The organism is Chryseomicrobium excrementi, from assembly GCF_002798305.1.
GTDB lineage: Bacteria > Bacillota > Bacilli > Bacillales_A > Planococcaceae > Chryseomicrobium > Chryseomicrobium excrementi.
The window spans coordinates 71,577-87,914 of the sequence record NZ_PCGR01000001.1; the positions used below are offsets into that span (position 1 = coordinate 71,577).

The window sequence follows — 16,338 nt, forward strand, 5'->3', positions numbered from 1 at the left end:
CCATATGAACACTCATTATGAACATAAATATGCAGGGTTCTGGATTCGATTTTGGGCATACCTGCTTGATTTGTTGATCATCGCAAGTTTCGGCTGGTTGGTGATTAAACCGTTGTTCCGTCTATTCAATCTCGATTTACAAAGTACGGCGTGGTACGCACCCATCACTATTTTGTCCGTCATCGTATTTTATGGATATTTCACGCTCATGACTTTCTTCTTACAGCAAACATTAGGCAAAATGATTCTTGGTATCCGTGTAGTCACGTTGTCTCAGCAGAAGCCTAGTTTTGGAACCGTGTTTTTCCGCGAGACGATCGGGCGAATTTTGTCAGTTATTCCGTTTAATCTTCCTTATCTTATTGTCGGATTTACACCTAAAAAACAAGCGGTACACGATTTTATAGCGGATACTGTAGTGATCCATGAACAAGATTTTTATCAAGTTCAAGCACCGAATCAGTTGCACCAACCGAATGTGGTACAGTAAGATGAAAACAGATTGAAAAGGAGGCGGTTGTCTAGTGGCACATGTTACATTTAAAGGAAACCCAATGACATTACCAGGTACTGAGGTAAAAGTAGGAGACAAAGCACCAGATTTCAAAGTGCTTGCAAATGATTTATCTGAAGTCACACTTGCTGATTCTAAAGGTAAAGTACGTTTGATCAGTGTCGTGCCTTCTCTGGATACGGGAGTTTGTTCAACACAAACTAACAAATTTAATAGTGAAGCAGCAAGCATGGGGGACAATGTGGAAATCTTAACGATTTCTAATGACTTGCCATTCGCACAAAAACGCTGGTGTGGCGCTAACGAAGTGGACGCTGTCCGCACGTTGTCTGATCACCGTGACCTTTCATTTGGTGAAGCATATGGCGTTACAATGAAGGAATTACGTTTACTTGCACGTTCCATCTTTGTAGTTGATGCGAACGATATCGTAACATACGTCGAGTATGTACCTGAGGGTACGGATCACCCAGATTATGAAAAAGCAATTGAAGCAGTGAAACAAGCTGCATCTAACTAAGAGAACATGCCCACTTCTATGAAGTGGGCATCTTTTCGGTTAGAAGAAAAGGAGTCAGGCATGAACGTAGTAGAACAGATCTTTACAAAAGTAAATGAAGCGGCCGAGCAGATTGAACTTTCCGGTCAAGGGACGTATCTGGAAGGAGTCGTCTTCGGATTAGAGCGCTGGTTAGTGAGTGGCACTGAATTTGTCGATGTGGAAGCGACGAAAGAAGAAAAACGCAGAGCCATCCAACTCGCAATATTAAAAGGCATGCGCAAGTCCGCACAGCCTAACCATCAAATGACCCCAGATGCACTCGGCATGCTCGTTGCATTTTTAGTTCGGGAATTGGTGGAAGGGAAGCAAGAAGTTCGCTTGTTCGACCCTGCAGTTGGAACTGGAAATCTGATGTTTACAGTAGCCAATTATTTGGGCTCTCAAGAAGTCGAGTTGTTTGGAAGTGAGATTGACGAGTTGTTGATTCAGCTTGCTTCACAAACGGCGGAATTACTCAATCAACCAATCGAGCTGTTCCTTCAAGATTCGCTCAGACCGCTACTTTTAGATCCAGTAGATATGGTAATCAGCGACTTACCAATTGGATATTATCCAGATGATGAGCATGCCGCAACGTTTGAACTGCGAGGAAACCAACAACACGCTTATGCCCATCATTTGTTCATCGAGCAGAGCATGAACTATGTGAAAGATGGTGGGGCACTGATTTTATTGGCACCTGCAACGCTTTTCTCTTCACCAGAAGCGCAAAATCTCCACACGTATATTTCAAAGCATGGGCGTCTTGAAGCGGTCCTGCAGCTTCCAAAAGAAGTGTTTAAATCAGAGCAGACTGCCAAAGCGCTTTTAGTCATTCGAAAAGACGAGAAGAAAGCCTTGCCAAAGAAAGATGTGCTATTAGCGCAAGTCCCTTCTTTATCTAATAAAAAGAGCATGGAGTTGTTCTTTGAAAAAGTGCGTCAGTGGAAGTAAAATGAAAGAAATGTTGTTGAGAGGAAGATCGTATGCATAATATTCTTGCTATCAATGCAGGTAGCTCCAGTCTGAAGTTCCAGCTAGTTCGAATGCCCCAAGAAGAAATCGCAGCTAAAGGATTAATTGAACGTATTGGTTTATCAGATGCCTACATCACAGTTACTGTCGGTGATGACAAAGTGAAAAAAATGGCGGAGATCCCCAATCATGAAGTAGCGGTTCAGTTACTTATGGACTCTTTATTAGAAACTGGGGTCATACAATCGCTACATGATATCCACGGTATCGGACATCGGGTGGTCCATGGCGGCGAAGTATATAGTGATTCAGTGGAAATTACGGATGAGATCATTTCAAAATTGATTGATCTGTCGGAATTAGCGCCACTTCATAACCCAGCCAATATTACGGGTATCCAGAGTTTCAAAAAAGCACTTCCTGATGTACCTGCTGTAGCTGTTTTCGATACGGCTTTTCATCAGACGATGCCGGAGAGCTCCTTTTTATATTCGATTCCGTATTCGTATTATGAGAATTACGGTATTCGTAAATATGGGTTTCACGGGACATCTCATAAATTCGTGGCACAGCGCGCAGCGGAACTATTAAACCGTCCAATTGAGACGACTCGATTTATTTCTTGTCACTTGGGGAACGGGGCGAGTATTGCAGCGATTCAATACGGAAAGTCTATCGATACTTCTATGGGCTTTACTCCACTTGCTGGGGTGACGATGGGGACTCGTTCTGGAAACATTGATCCTGCATTGATTCCGTTTTTGATGGAGAAGACGGAGAAGAGTGCGGAAGAAGTACTTGATGTCTTAAACAAAAAGTCGGGGATGCTAGGTGTTTCCGGTTTCTCCAGTGATTTGCGAGATATTGAACTTGAAGTAGAAAAAGGAAATGAACGAGCGCAGCTTGCTCTTGATGTGTTTGCAAACCGTATTCACAAGTACATCGGTTCCTACGCAGCTAGAATGAATGGAGTCGACGCTATCATCTTCACGGCAGGAATTGGAGAGAACAGCTCTGTAATCCGAGCAAAGGTGTTAGAGGGGCTTCAATTTATGGGAGTCTATATGGACCCAGAGCTCAACGCTCAGATTGGAAAAGAGACACCAATCAATTATCCACATTCTCCAGTAAAGGTATTAGTGATTCCTACCAACGAAGAAATCATGATTGTTCGCGATACGGTTCGTGTTGCGGGACTGGAATAAAAAAGATGAGACAGAACTAGAATGCATCACCAAAAAAAGTCGAGATTGATACCATATACAGAGTGCAGGGGTGACTCCAGCGGGATCAAAGCGGAAGCTGAGACCTTGGCTCAGTCCGCGCCCGCGGAACGCTTCCCCTGCACGCGATAAAAAGGCTAAAGGCAGTTTCTCAATGAGAAACTGCCTTTGTTAGGTTCTGTCCCAACCTTTATTACTCTTCGTCTACTGGAGCTTCGGTACGTACAACTAATACATCACATTTTGCTGTACGCACAATGTTTTCAGATACACTACCAATTAAGAAACGTTCTACAGTATTTAGTCCAGTCGCCCCTACGATAATCAGATCGGCATTGACCTTGTTCGCCAAATCTTTTGAAATCATCGTTTTCGGTGATCCGTATTCCACCATTACATGAACATTAGAGACTCCGTGCTTTTCAGCTTCTTGCTTATAGCCTGCAAGCAGTTCCTCAGCAAAATTCTGTGCACGTTCTGCGATAGAGCGGTCATATGCTTCAATTGCTGCGAATGAACGAGTATCAATAATGTTAGCTAGGTGAAGTGTTGCATTGTTACGGGAAGCAATCGCCACCGATTTTCTGAAGGCAAGCTCGGCTTCTTTGGATCCATCTACTGCTACTAGAATTTCTTTGTACGTCAATGTCATCTGAAACTCCTCCTTAGAAATGAATTCACTTATACCTTTCGACAGTAGATTTCAAAACTCCTCTTTTTATTTGTGAACAATCTAAGTCACTTATAAAAAATAATTAAAGCTTTTTTTTATGCAATTTGCTAAAATGGATTTGATTTGAAGAAAGGGAGGCAGTTTAAAATGAAAATTGGCGTTCCATCCGAAGTAAAAAACAACGAAAATCGTGTTGCCATGACACCAGCGGGAGTTGTTTCTCTTGTAACCAATGGTCACGAAGTATATATCCAATCAGGCGCAGGTCTTGGTTCTAGCTTTACAGACGAAGACTACAAACAAGCAGGGGCTCACATTGTAGAGACTGCTCAAGAAGCTTGGCAACAAGAAATGGTGATGAAAGTAAAAGAACCAGTTTCTTCTGAATATGAATTGATCCAGCCGAACCAAGTTCTGTTTACATACCTTCACTTGGCTCCAGAACCAGAATTGACAAAAGTACTATTAGATAAAAAAGTAACAGCGATTGCTTACGAGACAGTTCAATTACCAAATAACTCACTTCCATTATTAACTCCAATGAGTGAAGTAGCAGGGCGTATGGCAACTCAATTAGGTGCTCAATACCTTGAAAAAATCAACGGTGGTAAAGGGATTCTACTTGGAGGAGTACCTGGCGTTGAACGTGCCAACGTAACTGTTATTGGTGGTGGGATTGCCGGAACTAACGCTGCTAAAATGGCAGTAGGTCTTGGTGCCAATGTAACTATCATCGATTTAAGCCCAGAGCGTCTTCGTCAATTGGATGAAATGTTTGGAGCGACTGTGCACACATTGATTTCAAATCCATACAACATTGCAGAGTCTGTAAAAAATGCAGATCTAGTCATTGGAGCTGTTCTAATTCCGGGTGCTAAAGCACCAAAATTAGTAACAGAAGAGATGATTAAATCCATGTCACCTGGTTCTGTAGTAATCGACATCGCAATCGATCAAGGTGGAATTTTCGAAACATCGGACCGCATCACAACTCATGATGAGCCAACTTACATCAAGCACGGTGTTGTACACTACGCAGTTGCTAACATGCCTGGCGCCGTTCCACGTACATCAACAATCGCTTTGACAAACACGACGGTTCCTTATGCAGTGCAAATTGCTAACAAAGGATATAAGCAAGCATGTCTAGATAACACATCTTTATTAAAAGGATTAAATACATTAAACGGAGTCTGTGTTTACAAAGCAGTAGCAGATGCTCAAGGCATTGAATACCGTGATGTGAACGATGTGTTAGCAGTCGTTTGATAAGAGTTAAAGCTGATTCTTTGGAATCGGCTTTTCTTTTTTAGGGGGGATTGTATGAGAGAGGTCATGATAGGTGGAGCACTTGGAGCCGTATTTCGAGCCCTTTTTGCTACTTTGCTTCCGCTTAGTTTATGGGGACTGCCCCTCGCTACTTTACTAGCTAACTGGGTGGGGAGCGCAGCAATTGGGTATGTCTCTTTGCTTGCATTATCTCCTGGATGGAAACGGTTTTGGATGACTGGAATCTTTGGAGGCTTTACGACGATGTCGCTATTTAGTTTCGAATCGTTGACTTTGATTCAAGAAGGCAATCTCTTAGGCTGGATCTTATATTCATTTTTAACTCTAGTTGGAAGCACGGTTATTGTCCGTTGGATTCGGCTGAAGGGGGCGGTAGCGTGATCTGGTTATGGATTGCACTTGGTGGAGCTTTAGGTGCCGCTGGTCGCTACTTTCTCAGTAAGTTAAATGGAAAGCATCCGTACGGGACGTTCATAGCGAACTTTATTGCTAGTTTGCTAATTGGCTATTTGATTCCTTCTCTTCAACAAGGGAACTTCAGTGCCTTTTTAATTATTGGAATATGCGGGGCTTTAAGTACAGTCTCGACATTTGCACTTGAAGCGGCCACATCTACGAAACCGATTCGTTATATACTAGCTACTTGGCTAGCGACTTTACTGGCTGTTGGAGCGGGCTATTTACTGGCAATCCTATAGCTCAAAAAAGGCATCTTCTCTTCAATGAGAAAATGCCTTTTATTCAATTATGTCATGTGTAGGGGAAGCGTTCCGCGGGCGCGGGCTGAGCCTCGGTCTCAGCTTCCGCTTTAAATCCCGCTGGAGTCACCCCTACACACTTTGTAAATGTAGTAAGTTAAATTAAACGAAATGAAATGAATTACAGTACTATTAAATCCTTCGTAAATTTCGTCAAGACTTCCACTCCATCTGCAGTAACCACTACATCATCCTCAATGCGGACGCCTGTTACTTCTGGGTGATAAATACCTGGCTCGATTGTAAAGACCATACCTTCGCGAAGAGCCATCTCATTTTCGCCATGGATAGAAGGGAACTCATGAACTGAAATTCCTAAACCATGTCCTAAGCGATGAGTGAAATACTCCCCATACCCGGCATCTTCAATCACATCACGAGCCGCTTTATCTAGGTCTTTAGCAAGAACTCCAGGACGAACTAGAGCAACAGCCGTTTCTTCTGCTTTTTTTACAGTTTCATAGATGTTGCGCTGATCTTCACTAGGCTCCCCAAATGCTACTGTTCGTGTAATATCCGAGCAATATCCATTTACGATAACCCCTAAATCGAACAACACAAAATCACCTTTTTGAATTTTGCGGTTACCTGGTGTGCCATGTGGAGAGGCTGTCTTTAGACCACTCAGAACCATCGTACTGAATGACATACCATCTGCACCTTCTGCTTTTACAGCCGATTCGACCTCAGAAAGAATTTCCATCTCCGTTTTTCCTTCTGCAATCGCTTTGCAGCCCACTTCAATTGCAAAATCAGCAAGTGCTGCTGCTTTTCGAAGTTCAACAAGTTCTTCAGGTGTCTTTAGTAAACGCATCTCCGTGATTGTCTCGTCGATAGAGGAGAAAGTAGCACCTGTGATGCGTGACTCTAAAAATTCTAAACGCTCTACAGTCATGTGGCTCTTTTCGATTGCAAGTTTTGCAACAGGAACTGTGAACGAAGCAACTAACTTGTCCCAAGCGTTTTCTGTATCCACGTGCCCGATGATGCTACCTGAAAAATGTTCTCTCGCATCCGGCACTTCCATCTGAGGACAAATTAAAAAAGATTCACCGTTTGCAGGAACGAAAATACCAAGCAATCGCTCGTGTGGATTGCTTCGAAATCCAGTAAAATAAAAGACGTTATCGGGATGCGTGATGAAAGCGGCATCGATATTTTGTTCGACTAAATGAGACTGCAGTGTAGCAAGTTTTGACATATTCGAAACCCTCCTAAGTGTTTGACTATCCATTTCTCATCCTAACATAGTAGAATACAAGTTAGCAGTAAAATCTGATAAATGGAGTGATGGCAATGAAACTGAGCTACCATGGACATTCTGTTGTAAAAATTGAAACAGGTGACTTCACCATTTTGATTGATCCTTTTATTTCAGGGAATGGACAGACAGATTTACAAGTCGGAGATGTCTCGCCCACGCATATCGTCCTAACTCACGGACATAATGACCATGTAGGCGATACGATTCAACTCGCAAAAGAGCACGGAGCTCTTGTGATTGCAACATTTGAATTGGCTGATTATCTCGAGACCCAAGGAGCTAAGACGCATGGCATGGGAATCGGTGGAGGAAGAAAATTTGATTTCGGGCATGTGAAATTTACTCAAGCGTTTCATAGTTCCTCCTTTACAGATGATCAAGGCACGGTACACTATACGGGAATGCCTGCTGGTGTTGTGTTGACTATCGAAGAGACAACTATTTATCATGCAGGGGACACAGGACTGTTCAGTGACATGAAATTGATTGGAGAGCAGGGGATTGATGTTGCCTTCTTGCCGATCGGGGACAATTTTACAATGGGTCCTCGTGATGCAGCTCGCGCAGTAGAGTTCATAGAACCAAGAATCGTGGTGCCGATGCATTATAATACGTTCCCACCGATTGAACAGGATCCTGAGCACTTTAAATCGCTAGTCCATAGTGCAGACGTACAAATACTAAAAGCAGGCGAAGAAGTACAGAATTAGACGGGGCGTGAAAGCAAGTGTCGACCAAGCATGAACAAATTTTAAGTTATATTGAATCGTTGCCTATCGGAAACAAGATTTCTGTCCGACAAATTGCAAAAGACCTGACAGTGAGTGAGGGAACAGCTTACCGAGCTATCAAAGAAGCGGAAAACCGTCGCTTGGTCTCTACGATTGAACGAGTGGGTACGATTCGGATTGAAGTAAAACGAAAAGAAAACTTTGAGCGACTGACGTTTGCAGAAGTCGTCAATATTGTAGATGGTCTGGTTCTCGGCGGGAAGTCAGGTTTACATAAATCCCTGAGCAAGTTTGTCATTGGGGCCATGCAAGTGGATGATATGATGCGTTACGTTGATCCAGGCAATCTGTTGATTGTCGGGAACCGCTACAAAGTACATGAACACGCCTTAAAGGCAGGAGCTGCCGTTCTGGTAACAGGTGGATTCGATGTTCCGGAATCCTCGAAAAGACTAGCAGATGAGCTTGAATTGCCTTTGATTTCAACAAGCTACGATACGTTTACAGTTGCTACGATGATCAATCGGGCAATCGACGATCAATTGATCAAAAAAGACGTGTTGTTGATTGAAGACATCTATATTCCAAAAGAGCAGACGGCGTATTTAACTACTAAAGATACGGTGAACCGTTATAGGGAATTGAATATGGAGACGAACCATGGAGGCTATCCTGTCGTGGATCAGAAAGAGACTGTAGTTGGAGTTGTAACGGCACGCGATGTGATGGATGCCGATAGTGAGGATTCTATTGAAAAAGTGATGACCAAGCAACCTATCGTCATTACATTAACTACGAGCGTCGCAGCAGCGAGTCATCGGATGGTTTGGGAGAGCATTGATTTACTTCCTGTAGTCAATGAAGCGAACAAACTTCAGGGGATCATCAGTCGAGAAGATGTTCTAAAAGCATTACAAGCTTCTTCTCGCCAGCCGCAAAATGGGGAGACCATCGATGATTTAATCAAATCTCAATTGTCGCCTTCTTCTGATGACAAGTCGGTCATCGGGTTCACTGTGACACCACAAATGACGAATCATTTTGGAACGATGTCATACGGAGCGTTTACTACGGTGCTTGCTGAAGCAGGTTCTCAAGCATTACGCACAAGGCGACGAGTGGAAAGTGTCGTCGAAAATATGACGATTTACCACACAAAGCCTGTACCTCTTGAAGCTCATATCAAGCTCATGCCAAAAGTTTTGGACTTTAGTAGACGGATGGCAAAAGTAGACGTCGAAGCCTACAATGACAAACATCTTGTCGGCAAAGCATTGATTACGTATCAGATATTTGACCATTAGAAAAACCGTTCTGCCGAGTGCAGAACGGTTCTTTTCATTCAGGGACCTGGTTTAAATCCCATTCCTCTTGTACAAACTTTCCATAATGTTTGGATGCCTTATAGTTATGAACGGCCATATACCCTCCAAGTACTAAGAAAACAGCAGCTACAATATAAGTGATTGTATCCGGGAATAAAAACAAGTAGTTCAATCCAAACAAAAATACAAAGGCTCCGAGACAAATCCCACTTTTCGCTGCATACCATTTCTTGCGAATTGGCAAATCTGTACGAAATTGTTTTGTTTTAAAATAGAAATACCATACAATAGAGATAATAATCCCAATTACTAAAATTGAATTCATTTGGTTCCCTCCACACACTTTCTTCTAACAGTGTAACGATTTTTACAAGAAAATGCGACAGTGGAGGTGCCGTTACAGGAGGAATACTGATGCACCGTCAAATACTGGACAAAATTAAGGCCTACCCAAAAATTGTCATTCACCGTCATGTGAGGCCTGACCCTGATGCGTATGGTTCCTCTATCGGCTTGATGATGCTGCTAAAGCATAACTATCCTGAGAAAGAAATTTATGTAACAGGAAAGCATGATTTCACCCTTGATTATCTAGCAAAGCCGATGGTAGTCGCAGATGCAGCATTCGATGGAGCTTTGATCATTGTGACAGATACAGCAAATACGGAACGTATCGATGATCAACGGTATACAAAAGGTGATTTTTTAATCAAGATTGATCACCATCCAAATGAAGATCCTTATGGAGATATCATCTATGTCGATACTACTGCTAGTTCTGCAAGCGAAATCATCTACTCGTTATTTCTGACAGGAGCGGAACAAGAAGATTGGACACTTCCTGACCAAGCAGCACGTCTTTTGTATGCAGGAATTGTTGGAGATACAGGACGCTTTATGTTCTCAAGTACATCTTTGAAGACGATGACTTTTGCAGGAGAATTGATGGCTTATGACTTTGACAGAAACCAACTGTTCAATTCAATGTATGAAGTGTCTCCGAACGTTCTGAAATTGAAAGGCTACGTATACGAGAACTTCGTTATGAAAAACGGAATTGGGCACGTCAAGATGACCAAATCGCTTCTTGCAAATTACGGTGTGAGTCAATCAGAAGCTTCATTGCTTGTGAGTGCCCTAGCAGATGTACAAGGGATGCGGGCATGGGTATTCTTTATTGAAGACGAAGAGAGCATCCGAGTTCGCCTTCGCTCAAAAGGTCCAGTTATTAACGAGATTGCGAAAAAATACAACGGCGGAGGACATCCTCTAGCTTCTGGAGCTACCATCTACAATTGGCATGAAGTGGATGATGTGATGGAAGATATGTATAAACTTTAAGGAGGTTCTTATGGCGATCTGTTATCCGCAACTAGTAACATCAATGGATTTATTACAGAGTACGATACGGTTAGATCGCCTAGGACCATTTCTTGCAAGTCAAGGGGTTCAACTGGCAGCTCTGACCAACTCTACTTTGTACGGCGTCCAAGCATTCTACAAAGAAATGGTCCGTCATTCGATTCAACCGGTCATTGGTTTACGCTATCATCTAGAACTGTCTGATGAGGACATAGTTCAAGCAATTAGTTATGCAACGAACGAGACTGGGTGGAAACAACTGCTTAAGTTGTCTAGTGCTCTTGAGACTAGACATGTTGATGCATTGCCAACCTCTTGGTTTCGTGCATACTCAAAAGGATTGCTGACAGCCATAGTCGTTACTGAAGAAACGTATCCCCGAATTGCTTCCTATTTCTCTGCATCTGTGATTCCCGCAGTTTCCTCCGAAACAGCTGACCAGGTTGCGTTTATTGAACAATTGAAAAGTAGGCATCCTCTCATTCTTCCTTATGCCCCTGCACAACTAGAGAACGAAGAGGACCGCCTTGCATTTCGAGTTCTTCAAGCTCTCTCACAAGGAAAGAAGCTTCAGGAAACAGAAGAGCTGCCTGTCATTCCATTATTAACTAGACCCCAATGGGACGAGCAGTTCGCTTCTCTTGGAAATTGGCAATCCTTGTTTTTCCAACGGTTTTCTGAAGGGTATACGGTGGCAGATAGTGTACCAAAGTTACCACGCTTTCCAGTTCCTGAGGGAACAACGGCAGATGCCTATCTGGCTCGTCTTGCATCAAGTCAACTCGAAAAAAAAGGCCTACAAGCTCAGCAAGTTTACATAGAGCGCTTAAAGTACGAACTCACAGTCATCCAGTCGATGGGATATAGTGATTATTTCCTGATCGTCCAAGATTTCATTAACTTTGCCAAATTGAAAGGAATTTCTGTAGGTCCAGGAAGGGGATCATCCGCAAGCTCATTAGTAGCGTATGTCCTTGGAATAACTGGAATAGACCCAATAGAGTACGGGTTATTATTTGAAAGATTCCTAAATCCTGAGCGAGTGTCTTTACCAGATATCGATGTTGACTTTGCTGATTATCGTCGTGATGAAGTCATTCGCTATGTGCAGCAGAAGTACGGAGAACAATTCGTTGCGCAAATTGTCGCATTTGGAACTCTGTCTACTAAAGCAGTGGCCCGCGAAGTGGCTAGGGTCATGGAACTTCCACAAGAGACTCTTGCATTTTTATCTAGATCTATTCCTGCTCAAGTGGCTTCTTTAGAAGTGGCAGTCAGCGAGTCAGCAGAACTCCAAAATTTTATTGCAAGAGAAGAAAAGCATGAGCTTTGGTATCAATTAGCGAAGCGACTTGAGGGCATGCCGCGAAATACCACGGTCCACGCAGCTGGTGTGGTCATCTCGCCGAAACCTCTCGTTGAAGTCGTGCCAATTGAAGAGCATCATGACGGTATCTATTTAACCCAATGGACTATGAAAGAAGTGGAGCAAGCAGGTCTTCTCAAAATGGACTTTTTAGGGTTGCGCAACCTCACCATGCTCGACCAAATGACAGCAAGCATCCGTGAGACGAAGTCACAAGACTTTTCACTTGCGCGAATTGACCGGGAAGACAAAAAAGCACTAGCCTTACTGTCGTCTGGAGATACACTTGGGGTCTTTCAGTTTGAGTCTCCAGGTATGAAGAAGGCCCTGCAAACTGTCCATCCAACTTCATTTCGAGAAGTGGTTGCTGTCAATGCCTTATTCCGGCCAGGTCCAATGGCGTTTATTCCAAACTTTGCCGCACGCAAACTCGGGAAAGAGTCTGTACGTTATGCACATCCCGCAGTGGAACCTATCTTAAAAGAGACCTACGGAATTATCGTCTATCAAGAGCAAATCATGCAGATTGCAAGAAGCGTTGCAGGCTATAGTTATGCCGAAGCAGATAATCTTCGCAGGGCAGTAAGCAAGAAAGACCGTAACGTGCTGACGGCTGAGAAAAATAGATTTATCACTAGAGCTCAGGAGCAGGGAGTTGCCGAACAGACGGCCTCTACTTTATATGACTTCATTGTCCGGTTTGCAGAGTACGGCTTCCCAAAAAGCCATGCGACCGCTTATAGCTTGATTGCCATGCAGATGGCATACATTAAAGCGCATTACCCGGAAGCGTTTTATACGACATTATTAACGTCATCTACAGGTAACAAAGAGAAACAAGTTGCCGTCTTCCGTGAGATGAAGCGTAGAGGCCTTGCACTCTTGCCACCTGACTTATGGAAAAGTTTGGGTCGTTTTACAGTGGATAAAGGAGGCATTCGAGTTGGCCTGAGCAGTATCAAAGGGATTCCGCGTCCCTTTATGCAACACCTCCTTACAGTCCGTAAACAACGAACTTCTCCGTGGAAATCTTTTTTTGAACTTGCCGCCGATCTTTCTGCGCAGTATTTTACACGGGCAACAATTGAACCATTGATTAAAGCCGGGGCTCTAGATTTTCTAGGCAAAGACCGAGCTGTCTTACTGGCTAGCCTTGATCCGGCTATTATGCATGCAGAGCTCGTTCGGCCTTCAGTTGATACTGATTTACTGAGTGGTGCAATTAGCTCTTTTGGAGAACCTAAATATACAGAAGCGACAGCGATGCCAGACACCTATAAGTTAGCCTATGAAAAAGAGGTTCTTGGAACGTTCTTATCAGCGCATCCTGTCGAAGCAGCTCGTAATCAGTTCAATACAAGCTTGCTTCCAATTGACGAAATCCAACTTGCGAATGGAAAACAGGTGGAGCTTGTAGGTTTACTCAAAGATATTCGTAAAATACGGACTAAAAAAGGGCAAGCCATGGCATTTGGCGTTCTTGAAGATGAGCGTGATGAGATCGACCTTACGTTTTTCCCAGAAGTGTTTGCGAGTGTGAATATCCACCTAAAAGACCAAGCAGTGGTCCATGTTCGAGGGAAAGTCGAACAGCGAAACGGAAAAAGCCAATTGATTGTTCAGTCACTGCAGCCTCTATAGAAATTTGGATTCCAGTCTTTCGAGACTGGAATTTTTTTTATGTGACAGTTGTCATGAAGAAAAAAATGCGTTATGCTACTAGTTGTGAGTGGTCAGACCACTTTCAAAATTATGGAAAAAGGTGACGATATGACATCTGCATCACCTAAATTATTTACAGAAATCGTCCGACAACTAAGGCAATTAATTGAACAAGAGCGGATTCCTATTGGAGGGAAACTGCCTTCTGAACGAGAACTTGCCGAACGTCTAGAAGTAGGGCGGTCCACAATCCGAGAAGCCCTGCGCAGTCTTGAGCTCTTAGGATTGATTGAAACGCGAAGAGGCGAGGGAACTTTCTTAGCCGACTTTCGTAACCATAAATTAGTAGAGATTTTAGCGACATTTATTTTAAAAGATACAAAATCCACTGTAGATATTCATTCCACACGGCAAGCACTTGAAAAACAAGCTATTCATGAAGTTGTGGAGAGTAAGAGTGCCAGTTTGTCCGTATTAAAAAATGCATTGCTCACAACTGACGATATTCAACAGGAATGGTTTTTAAAAGAGCTTGTCGTCGCATCAGGCAACCGTTTGTCTATGAAGATTTGGTTGTTACTTAACGAGTACAGTAGTCGACCGTTTCGTACGGAAATGACAGTAGAAGATCGAAGTCGTTGGCTCGAGCTGATTGAATCCATTGAAGCAGGAGATAGTCAACAAGCACAACTGCAATTAGCTGCATGGGAACAACGATTGAAAGGGGAACAAGATAGATGATTCGAGAACTATTTGCGAAAAACAAAGTGAAGTATGCCACGATTCCAAAAAAAGAACATAAAAATGATGTTCCAGAAGGTATTATGACCAAGTGTCCTGCTTGTAAGAAAAATATGTTCACTAAAGAAATTGAAACAAACAACTGGGTCTGCCCTCAATGTGATAACCACTATCCTCTAAACGCAAAGCAACGTGTTGCTACTCTTCTTGAAGAAGAAGGGCAACAAGTGTTTGATATGGACCTGCAAACGACAAACCCATTAGGCTTCCCTGGGTACACGGAAAAAATCCTGTCAGATCAAAAAAAGACAGGTCTTAATGAAGCTGTATGGACAGGAACGGGAACTTTAGATGGAAATCAAATTGTCCTTGCGGTCATGGATTCTACATTCCGCATGGGCTCTATGGGATCGGTCGTTGGAGAGAAGATCACACGTGCTATCGAATATGCGACATCAAATCGACTTCCCTTCATTATTTTTACAGCGAGTGGTGGTGCACGTATGCAAGAAGGAGTTTTGTCACTTATGCAGATGGCGAAGACCAGTGTGGCTCTTAACCGTCACCGCGCAGAAGGGCTTCTATATGTATCCGTCATGACACATCCTACTACAGGTGGCGTTTCTGCAAGCTTTGCCTCACTAGGAGATGTCAACTTAGCGGAGCCAAAGGCATTAATTGGCTTTGCAGGTCGTCGCGTAATTGAACAGACCGTTCGTGAAAAATTGCCTGAAGATTTTCAGACGGCAGAGTTTTTGTTAGAGAAGGGCCAGTTGGATGCTGTTGTTCATCGTCAAGATATGAAGCAGACATTAGCGAATCTCGTGCACTTACACACCAAGGAGGCATCCCAATGGTAAAAGCATTGCCTTTTGAAGAACCAATCGAAAAGTTGAAGTCCAAAATTGAAGAACTTAAAAACTATACTCAAGATGCCGAAGTGGATCTATCGGAAGAAATTGCTACACTCGAGTCTCGACTAGAGCAATTGCGTGAAGACGTCTATTCGAATCTGCAACCATGGGACCGCGTCCAGATTGCACGTCACCCGGAGCGTCCTACAACATACGATTACATTGAAACGATTGTTGAGAACTTTATAGAACTCCACGGGGACCGAAACTACGGAGATGACGCTGCTATTGTTGGCGGTATAGGGACTATCAATGGGAATCCAGTTACTATTATCGGTCATCAACGAGGCCGTGATACGAAAGAAAATGTTCGTCGTAACTTTGGTATGCCGCATCCTGAAGGCTACCGTAAAGCACTCCGCTTAATGAAACAAGCGGAGCAATTCGGTCGACCAATTATCTGCATGATCGATACAAAAGGTGCGTATCCTGGGAAAGCTGCTGAAGAACGTGGTCAGAGTGAAGCAATCGCTCGCAACTTAATTGAGATGGCCGATTTAAAAGTTCCTGTCGTCAGTATCATTATTGGAGAAGGAGGAAGTGGTGGAGCCCTGGCACTTGGCGTAGGGAATCACGTCCATATGCTAGAGAACAGCACGTATTCTGTTATCTCCCCAGAAGGTGCGGCTTCGATTTTATGGAAAGATGCAAGTCTCGCTCAAAAAGCAGCCGAGTCAATGAAAATCACAGCACCGGATCTTCAAGCTATGGGAATCATCGATGAAATCATTCCTGAAGTGAAGGGTGGCGCTCATCACGATCGTCAACAGCAAGCTGAATTTGTAAAACAAACCATTGTGAACTCAATGAAAACATTGACAGCTCTTTCACAACAACAATTGATACAACAACGCTATGAAAAATTCGCAAAGATGGGATCATTTTCGTCCTAAAAACCGCGAAATAGCGCGCCTTTCAAACCTTTTTTCTTTCGAGAGAAAAGGTTTTTGCGCTCTTTGAAAGAAATTCTGAAAATAAAGCGTTTTCATTGTTTTACAA

The 16,338-nt window shown here is 43.2% G+C and carries 17 protein-coding genes; 14 read left to right on the plus strand and 3 right to left on the minus strand.

All coding sequences use genetic code 11. The features are described from left to right. Positions 1 to 4 precede the first annotated feature (4 nt). From CQS04_RS00400 to CQS04_RS00415, 4 genes are read left to right on the plus strand one after another with little or no spacing between them, the layout of a single operon-like run. Positions 5 to 490 carry an RDD family protein gene (locus tag CQS04_RS00400; protein WP_100352256.1) on the plus strand — a complete coding sequence of 162 codons (486 nt, stop codon included), beginning with the start codon at positions 5 to 7 and terminating at the stop codon, positions 488 to 490. Positions 491 to 524: 34 nt separating this feature from the next. Continuing rightward, positions 525 to 1,034, plus strand: a complete 510-nt coding sequence (gene tpx, locus CQS04_RS00405; RefSeq protein ID WP_100352257.1) for a thiol peroxidase — start codon at positions 525 to 527, stop codon at positions 1,032 to 1,034. Between the two features lie 60 nt (positions 1,035 to 1,094). Then, positions 1,095 to 2,009 carry a class I SAM-dependent methyltransferase gene (locus tag CQS04_RS00410; protein ID WP_100352258.1) on the plus strand — a complete coding sequence of 305 codons (915 nt, stop codon included), beginning with the start codon at positions 1,095 to 1,097 and terminating at the stop codon, positions 2,007 to 2,009. Between the two features lie 32 nt (positions 2,010 to 2,041). Beyond that, positions 2,042 to 3,235 (plus strand): acetate kinase, encoded by a 1,194-nt coding sequence (locus CQS04_RS00415; RefSeq protein ID WP_100352259.1) that lies wholly within the window; start codon positions 2,042 to 2,044, stop codon positions 3,233 to 3,235. 211 nt (positions 3,236 to 3,446) lie between these two features. On the opposite strand, the gene CQS04_RS00420 is transcribed toward CQS04_RS00415, so the two are convergent. Beyond that, entirely contained in the window at positions 3,447 to 3,905 is a 459-nt protein-coding gene (locus CQS04_RS00420; protein WP_100352260.1) for a universal stress protein, read from the minus strand. Positions 3,906 to 4,073: 168 nt separating this feature from the next. Between CQS04_RS00420 and ald the strand changes: the two genes are divergently transcribed. Genes ald through CQS04_RS00435 form a run of 3 tightly spaced genes read left to right on the plus strand, consistent with a single transcriptional unit; the run spans position 4,074 to position 5,914 of the window. Next, complete coding sequence (gene ald, locus CQS04_RS00425) at positions 4,074 to 5,195, plus strand: alanine dehydrogenase (RefSeq protein ID WP_094944079.1); 1,122 nt, start codon at positions 4,074 to 4,076, stop codon at positions 5,193 to 5,195. A 54-nt stretch (positions 5,196 to 5,249) separates the two neighbouring features. Continuing rightward, positions 5,250 to 5,597 carry a fluoride efflux transporter FluC gene (locus CQS04_RS00430; RefSeq protein WP_100352261.1) on the plus strand — a complete coding sequence of 116 codons (348 nt, stop codon included), beginning with the start codon at positions 5,250 to 5,252 and terminating at the stop codon, positions 5,595 to 5,597. Beyond that, positions 5,594 to 5,914, plus strand: coding sequence for a FluC/FEX family fluoride channel (locus CQS04_RS00435; protein ID WP_165775420.1), 321 nt, complete (start codon positions 5,594 to 5,596; stop codon positions 5,912 to 5,914). Before CQS04_RS00430 ends, CQS04_RS00435 begins: the two co-directional genes overlap by 4 nt. Positions 5,915 to 6,095: 181 nt before the next feature. Here CQS04_RS00435 and CQS04_RS00440 read toward each other — a convergent pair whose 3' ends face one another. Next, a complete protein-coding gene (locus tag CQS04_RS00440; RefSeq protein WP_100352263.1) occupies positions 6,096 to 7,175 on the minus strand; it encodes a M24 family metallopeptidase in 1,080 nt (359 codons plus the stop codon). 95 nt (positions 7,176 to 7,270) lie between these two features. On the opposite strand from CQS04_RS00440, the gene CQS04_RS00445 reads away from it, so the two are divergent. Together CQS04_RS00445 and CQS04_RS00450 are read left to right on the plus strand one after the other, a co-directional pair. After that, on the plus strand, positions 7,271 to 7,948 hold the full coding sequence (locus tag CQS04_RS00445; protein ID WP_100352264.1) for a metal-dependent hydrolase: 678 nt from the start codon (positions 7,271 to 7,273) through the stop codon (positions 7,946 to 7,948). A 17-nt stretch (positions 7,949 to 7,965) separates the two neighbouring features. After that, positions 7,966 to 9,273, plus strand: coding sequence for a DRTGG domain-containing protein (locus CQS04_RS00450; protein WP_100352265.1), 1,308 nt, complete (start codon positions 7,966 to 7,968; stop codon positions 9,271 to 9,273). Between the two features lie 34 nt (positions 9,274 to 9,307). On the opposite strand, the gene CQS04_RS00455 is transcribed toward CQS04_RS00450, so the two are convergent. Beyond that, positions 9,308 to 9,619: a YtpI family protein gene (locus tag CQS04_RS00455; protein ID WP_100352266.1), complete on the minus strand. Its 312-nt coding sequence runs from the start codon at positions 9,617 to 9,619 to the stop codon at positions 9,308 to 9,310. An 89-nt stretch (positions 9,620 to 9,708) separates the two neighbouring features. Between CQS04_RS00455 and CQS04_RS00460 the strand changes: the two genes are divergently transcribed. The 5 genes from CQS04_RS00460 to accA all read left to right on the plus strand — a co-directional run bounded on the left by CQS04_RS00460 (position 9,709) and on the right by accA (position 16,232). Next, the gene (locus tag CQS04_RS00460; protein WP_100352267.1) at positions 9,709 to 10,635 is read left to right on the plus strand and encodes a DHH family phosphoesterase; all 927 of its coding nucleotides are present in this window, start codon (positions 9,709 to 9,711) and stop codon (positions 10,633 to 10,635) included. 10 nt (positions 10,636 to 10,645) lie between these two features. Next, complete coding sequence (locus tag CQS04_RS00465) at positions 10,646 to 13,663, plus strand: DNA polymerase III subunit alpha (protein ID WP_100352268.1); 3,018 nt, start codon at positions 10,646 to 10,648, stop codon at positions 13,661 to 13,663. 72 nt (positions 13,664 to 13,735) lie between these two features. Then, positions 13,736 to 14,425, plus strand: a complete 690-nt coding sequence (locus CQS04_RS00470; protein ID WP_245858717.1) for a FadR/GntR family transcriptional regulator — start codon at positions 13,736 to 13,738, stop codon at positions 14,423 to 14,425. Then, the gene (gene accD / locus CQS04_RS00475) at positions 14,422 to 15,285 is read left to right on the plus strand and encodes an acetyl-CoA carboxylase, carboxyltransferase subunit beta (RefSeq protein ID WP_100352269.1); all 864 of its coding nucleotides are present in this window, start codon (positions 14,422 to 14,424) and stop codon (positions 15,283 to 15,285) included. Before CQS04_RS00470 ends, accD begins: the two co-directional genes overlap by 4 nt. Then, complete coding sequence (gene accA / locus CQS04_RS00480; protein ID WP_100352270.1) at positions 15,279 to 16,232, plus strand: acetyl-CoA carboxylase carboxyl transferase subunit alpha; 954 nt, start codon at positions 15,279 to 15,281, stop codon at positions 16,230 to 16,232. The genes accD and accA overlap by 7 nt, the downstream gene beginning before the upstream one ends. Positions 16,233 to 16,338 lie beyond the last annotated feature (106 nt).

What these genes read in the sequence shown, in the direction of transcription:
- CQS04_RS00400 (WP_100352256.1), top strand. Translation starts at nt 5, where the DNA reads ATGAACACTCATTATGAACATAAATATGCAGGGTTCTGGATTCGATTT.
- CQS04_RS00410 (WP_100352258.1), top strand. Translation starts at nt 1,095, where the DNA reads ATGAACGTAGTAGAACAGATCTTTACAAAAGTAAATGAAGCGGCCGAG.
- CQS04_RS00415 (WP_100352259.1), top strand. Translation starts at nt 2,042, where the DNA reads ATGCATAATATTCTTGCTATCAATGCAGGTAGCTCCAGTCTGAAGTTC.
- CQS04_RS00420 (WP_100352260.1), bottom strand. Translation starts at nt 3,905, where the DNA reads ATGACATTGACGTACAAAGAAATTCTAGTAGCAGTAGATGGATCCAAA.
- ald (WP_094944079.1), top strand. Translation starts at nt 4,074, where the DNA reads ATGAAAATTGGCGTTCCATCCGAAGTAAAAAACAACGAAAATCGTGTT.
- CQS04_RS00430 (WP_100352261.1), top strand. Translation starts at nt 5,250, where the DNA reads ATGAGAGAGGTCATGATAGGTGGAGCACTTGGAGCCGTATTTCGAGCC.
- CQS04_RS00440 (WP_100352263.1), bottom strand. Translation starts at nt 7,175, where the DNA reads ATGTCAAAACTTGCTACACTGCAGTCTCATTTAGTCGAACAAAATATC.
- CQS04_RS00445 (WP_100352264.1), top strand. Translation starts at nt 7,271, where the DNA reads ATGAAACTGAGCTACCATGGACATTCTGTTGTAAAAATTGAAACAGGT.
- CQS04_RS00455 (WP_100352266.1), bottom strand. Translation starts at nt 9,619, where the DNA reads ATGAATTCAATTTTAGTAATTGGGATTATTATCTCTATTGTATGGTAT.
- CQS04_RS00460 (WP_100352267.1), top strand. Translation starts at nt 9,709, where the DNA reads ATGCACCGTCAAATACTGGACAAAATTAAGGCCTACCCAAAAATTGTC.
- CQS04_RS00465 (WP_100352268.1), top strand. Translation starts at nt 10,646, where the DNA reads ATGGCGATCTGTTATCCGCAACTAGTAACATCAATGGATTTATTACAG.
- CQS04_RS00470 (WP_245858717.1), top strand. Translation starts at nt 13,736, where the DNA reads ATGCTACTAGTTGTGAGTGGTCAGACCACTTTCAAAATTATGGAAAAA.
- accD (WP_100352269.1), top strand. Translation starts at nt 14,422, where the DNA reads ATGATTCGAGAACTATTTGCGAAAAACAAAGTGAAGTATGCCACGATT.
- accA (WP_100352270.1), top strand. Translation starts at nt 15,279, where the DNA reads ATGGTAAAAGCATTGCCTTTTGAAGAACCAATCGAAAAGTTGAAGTCC.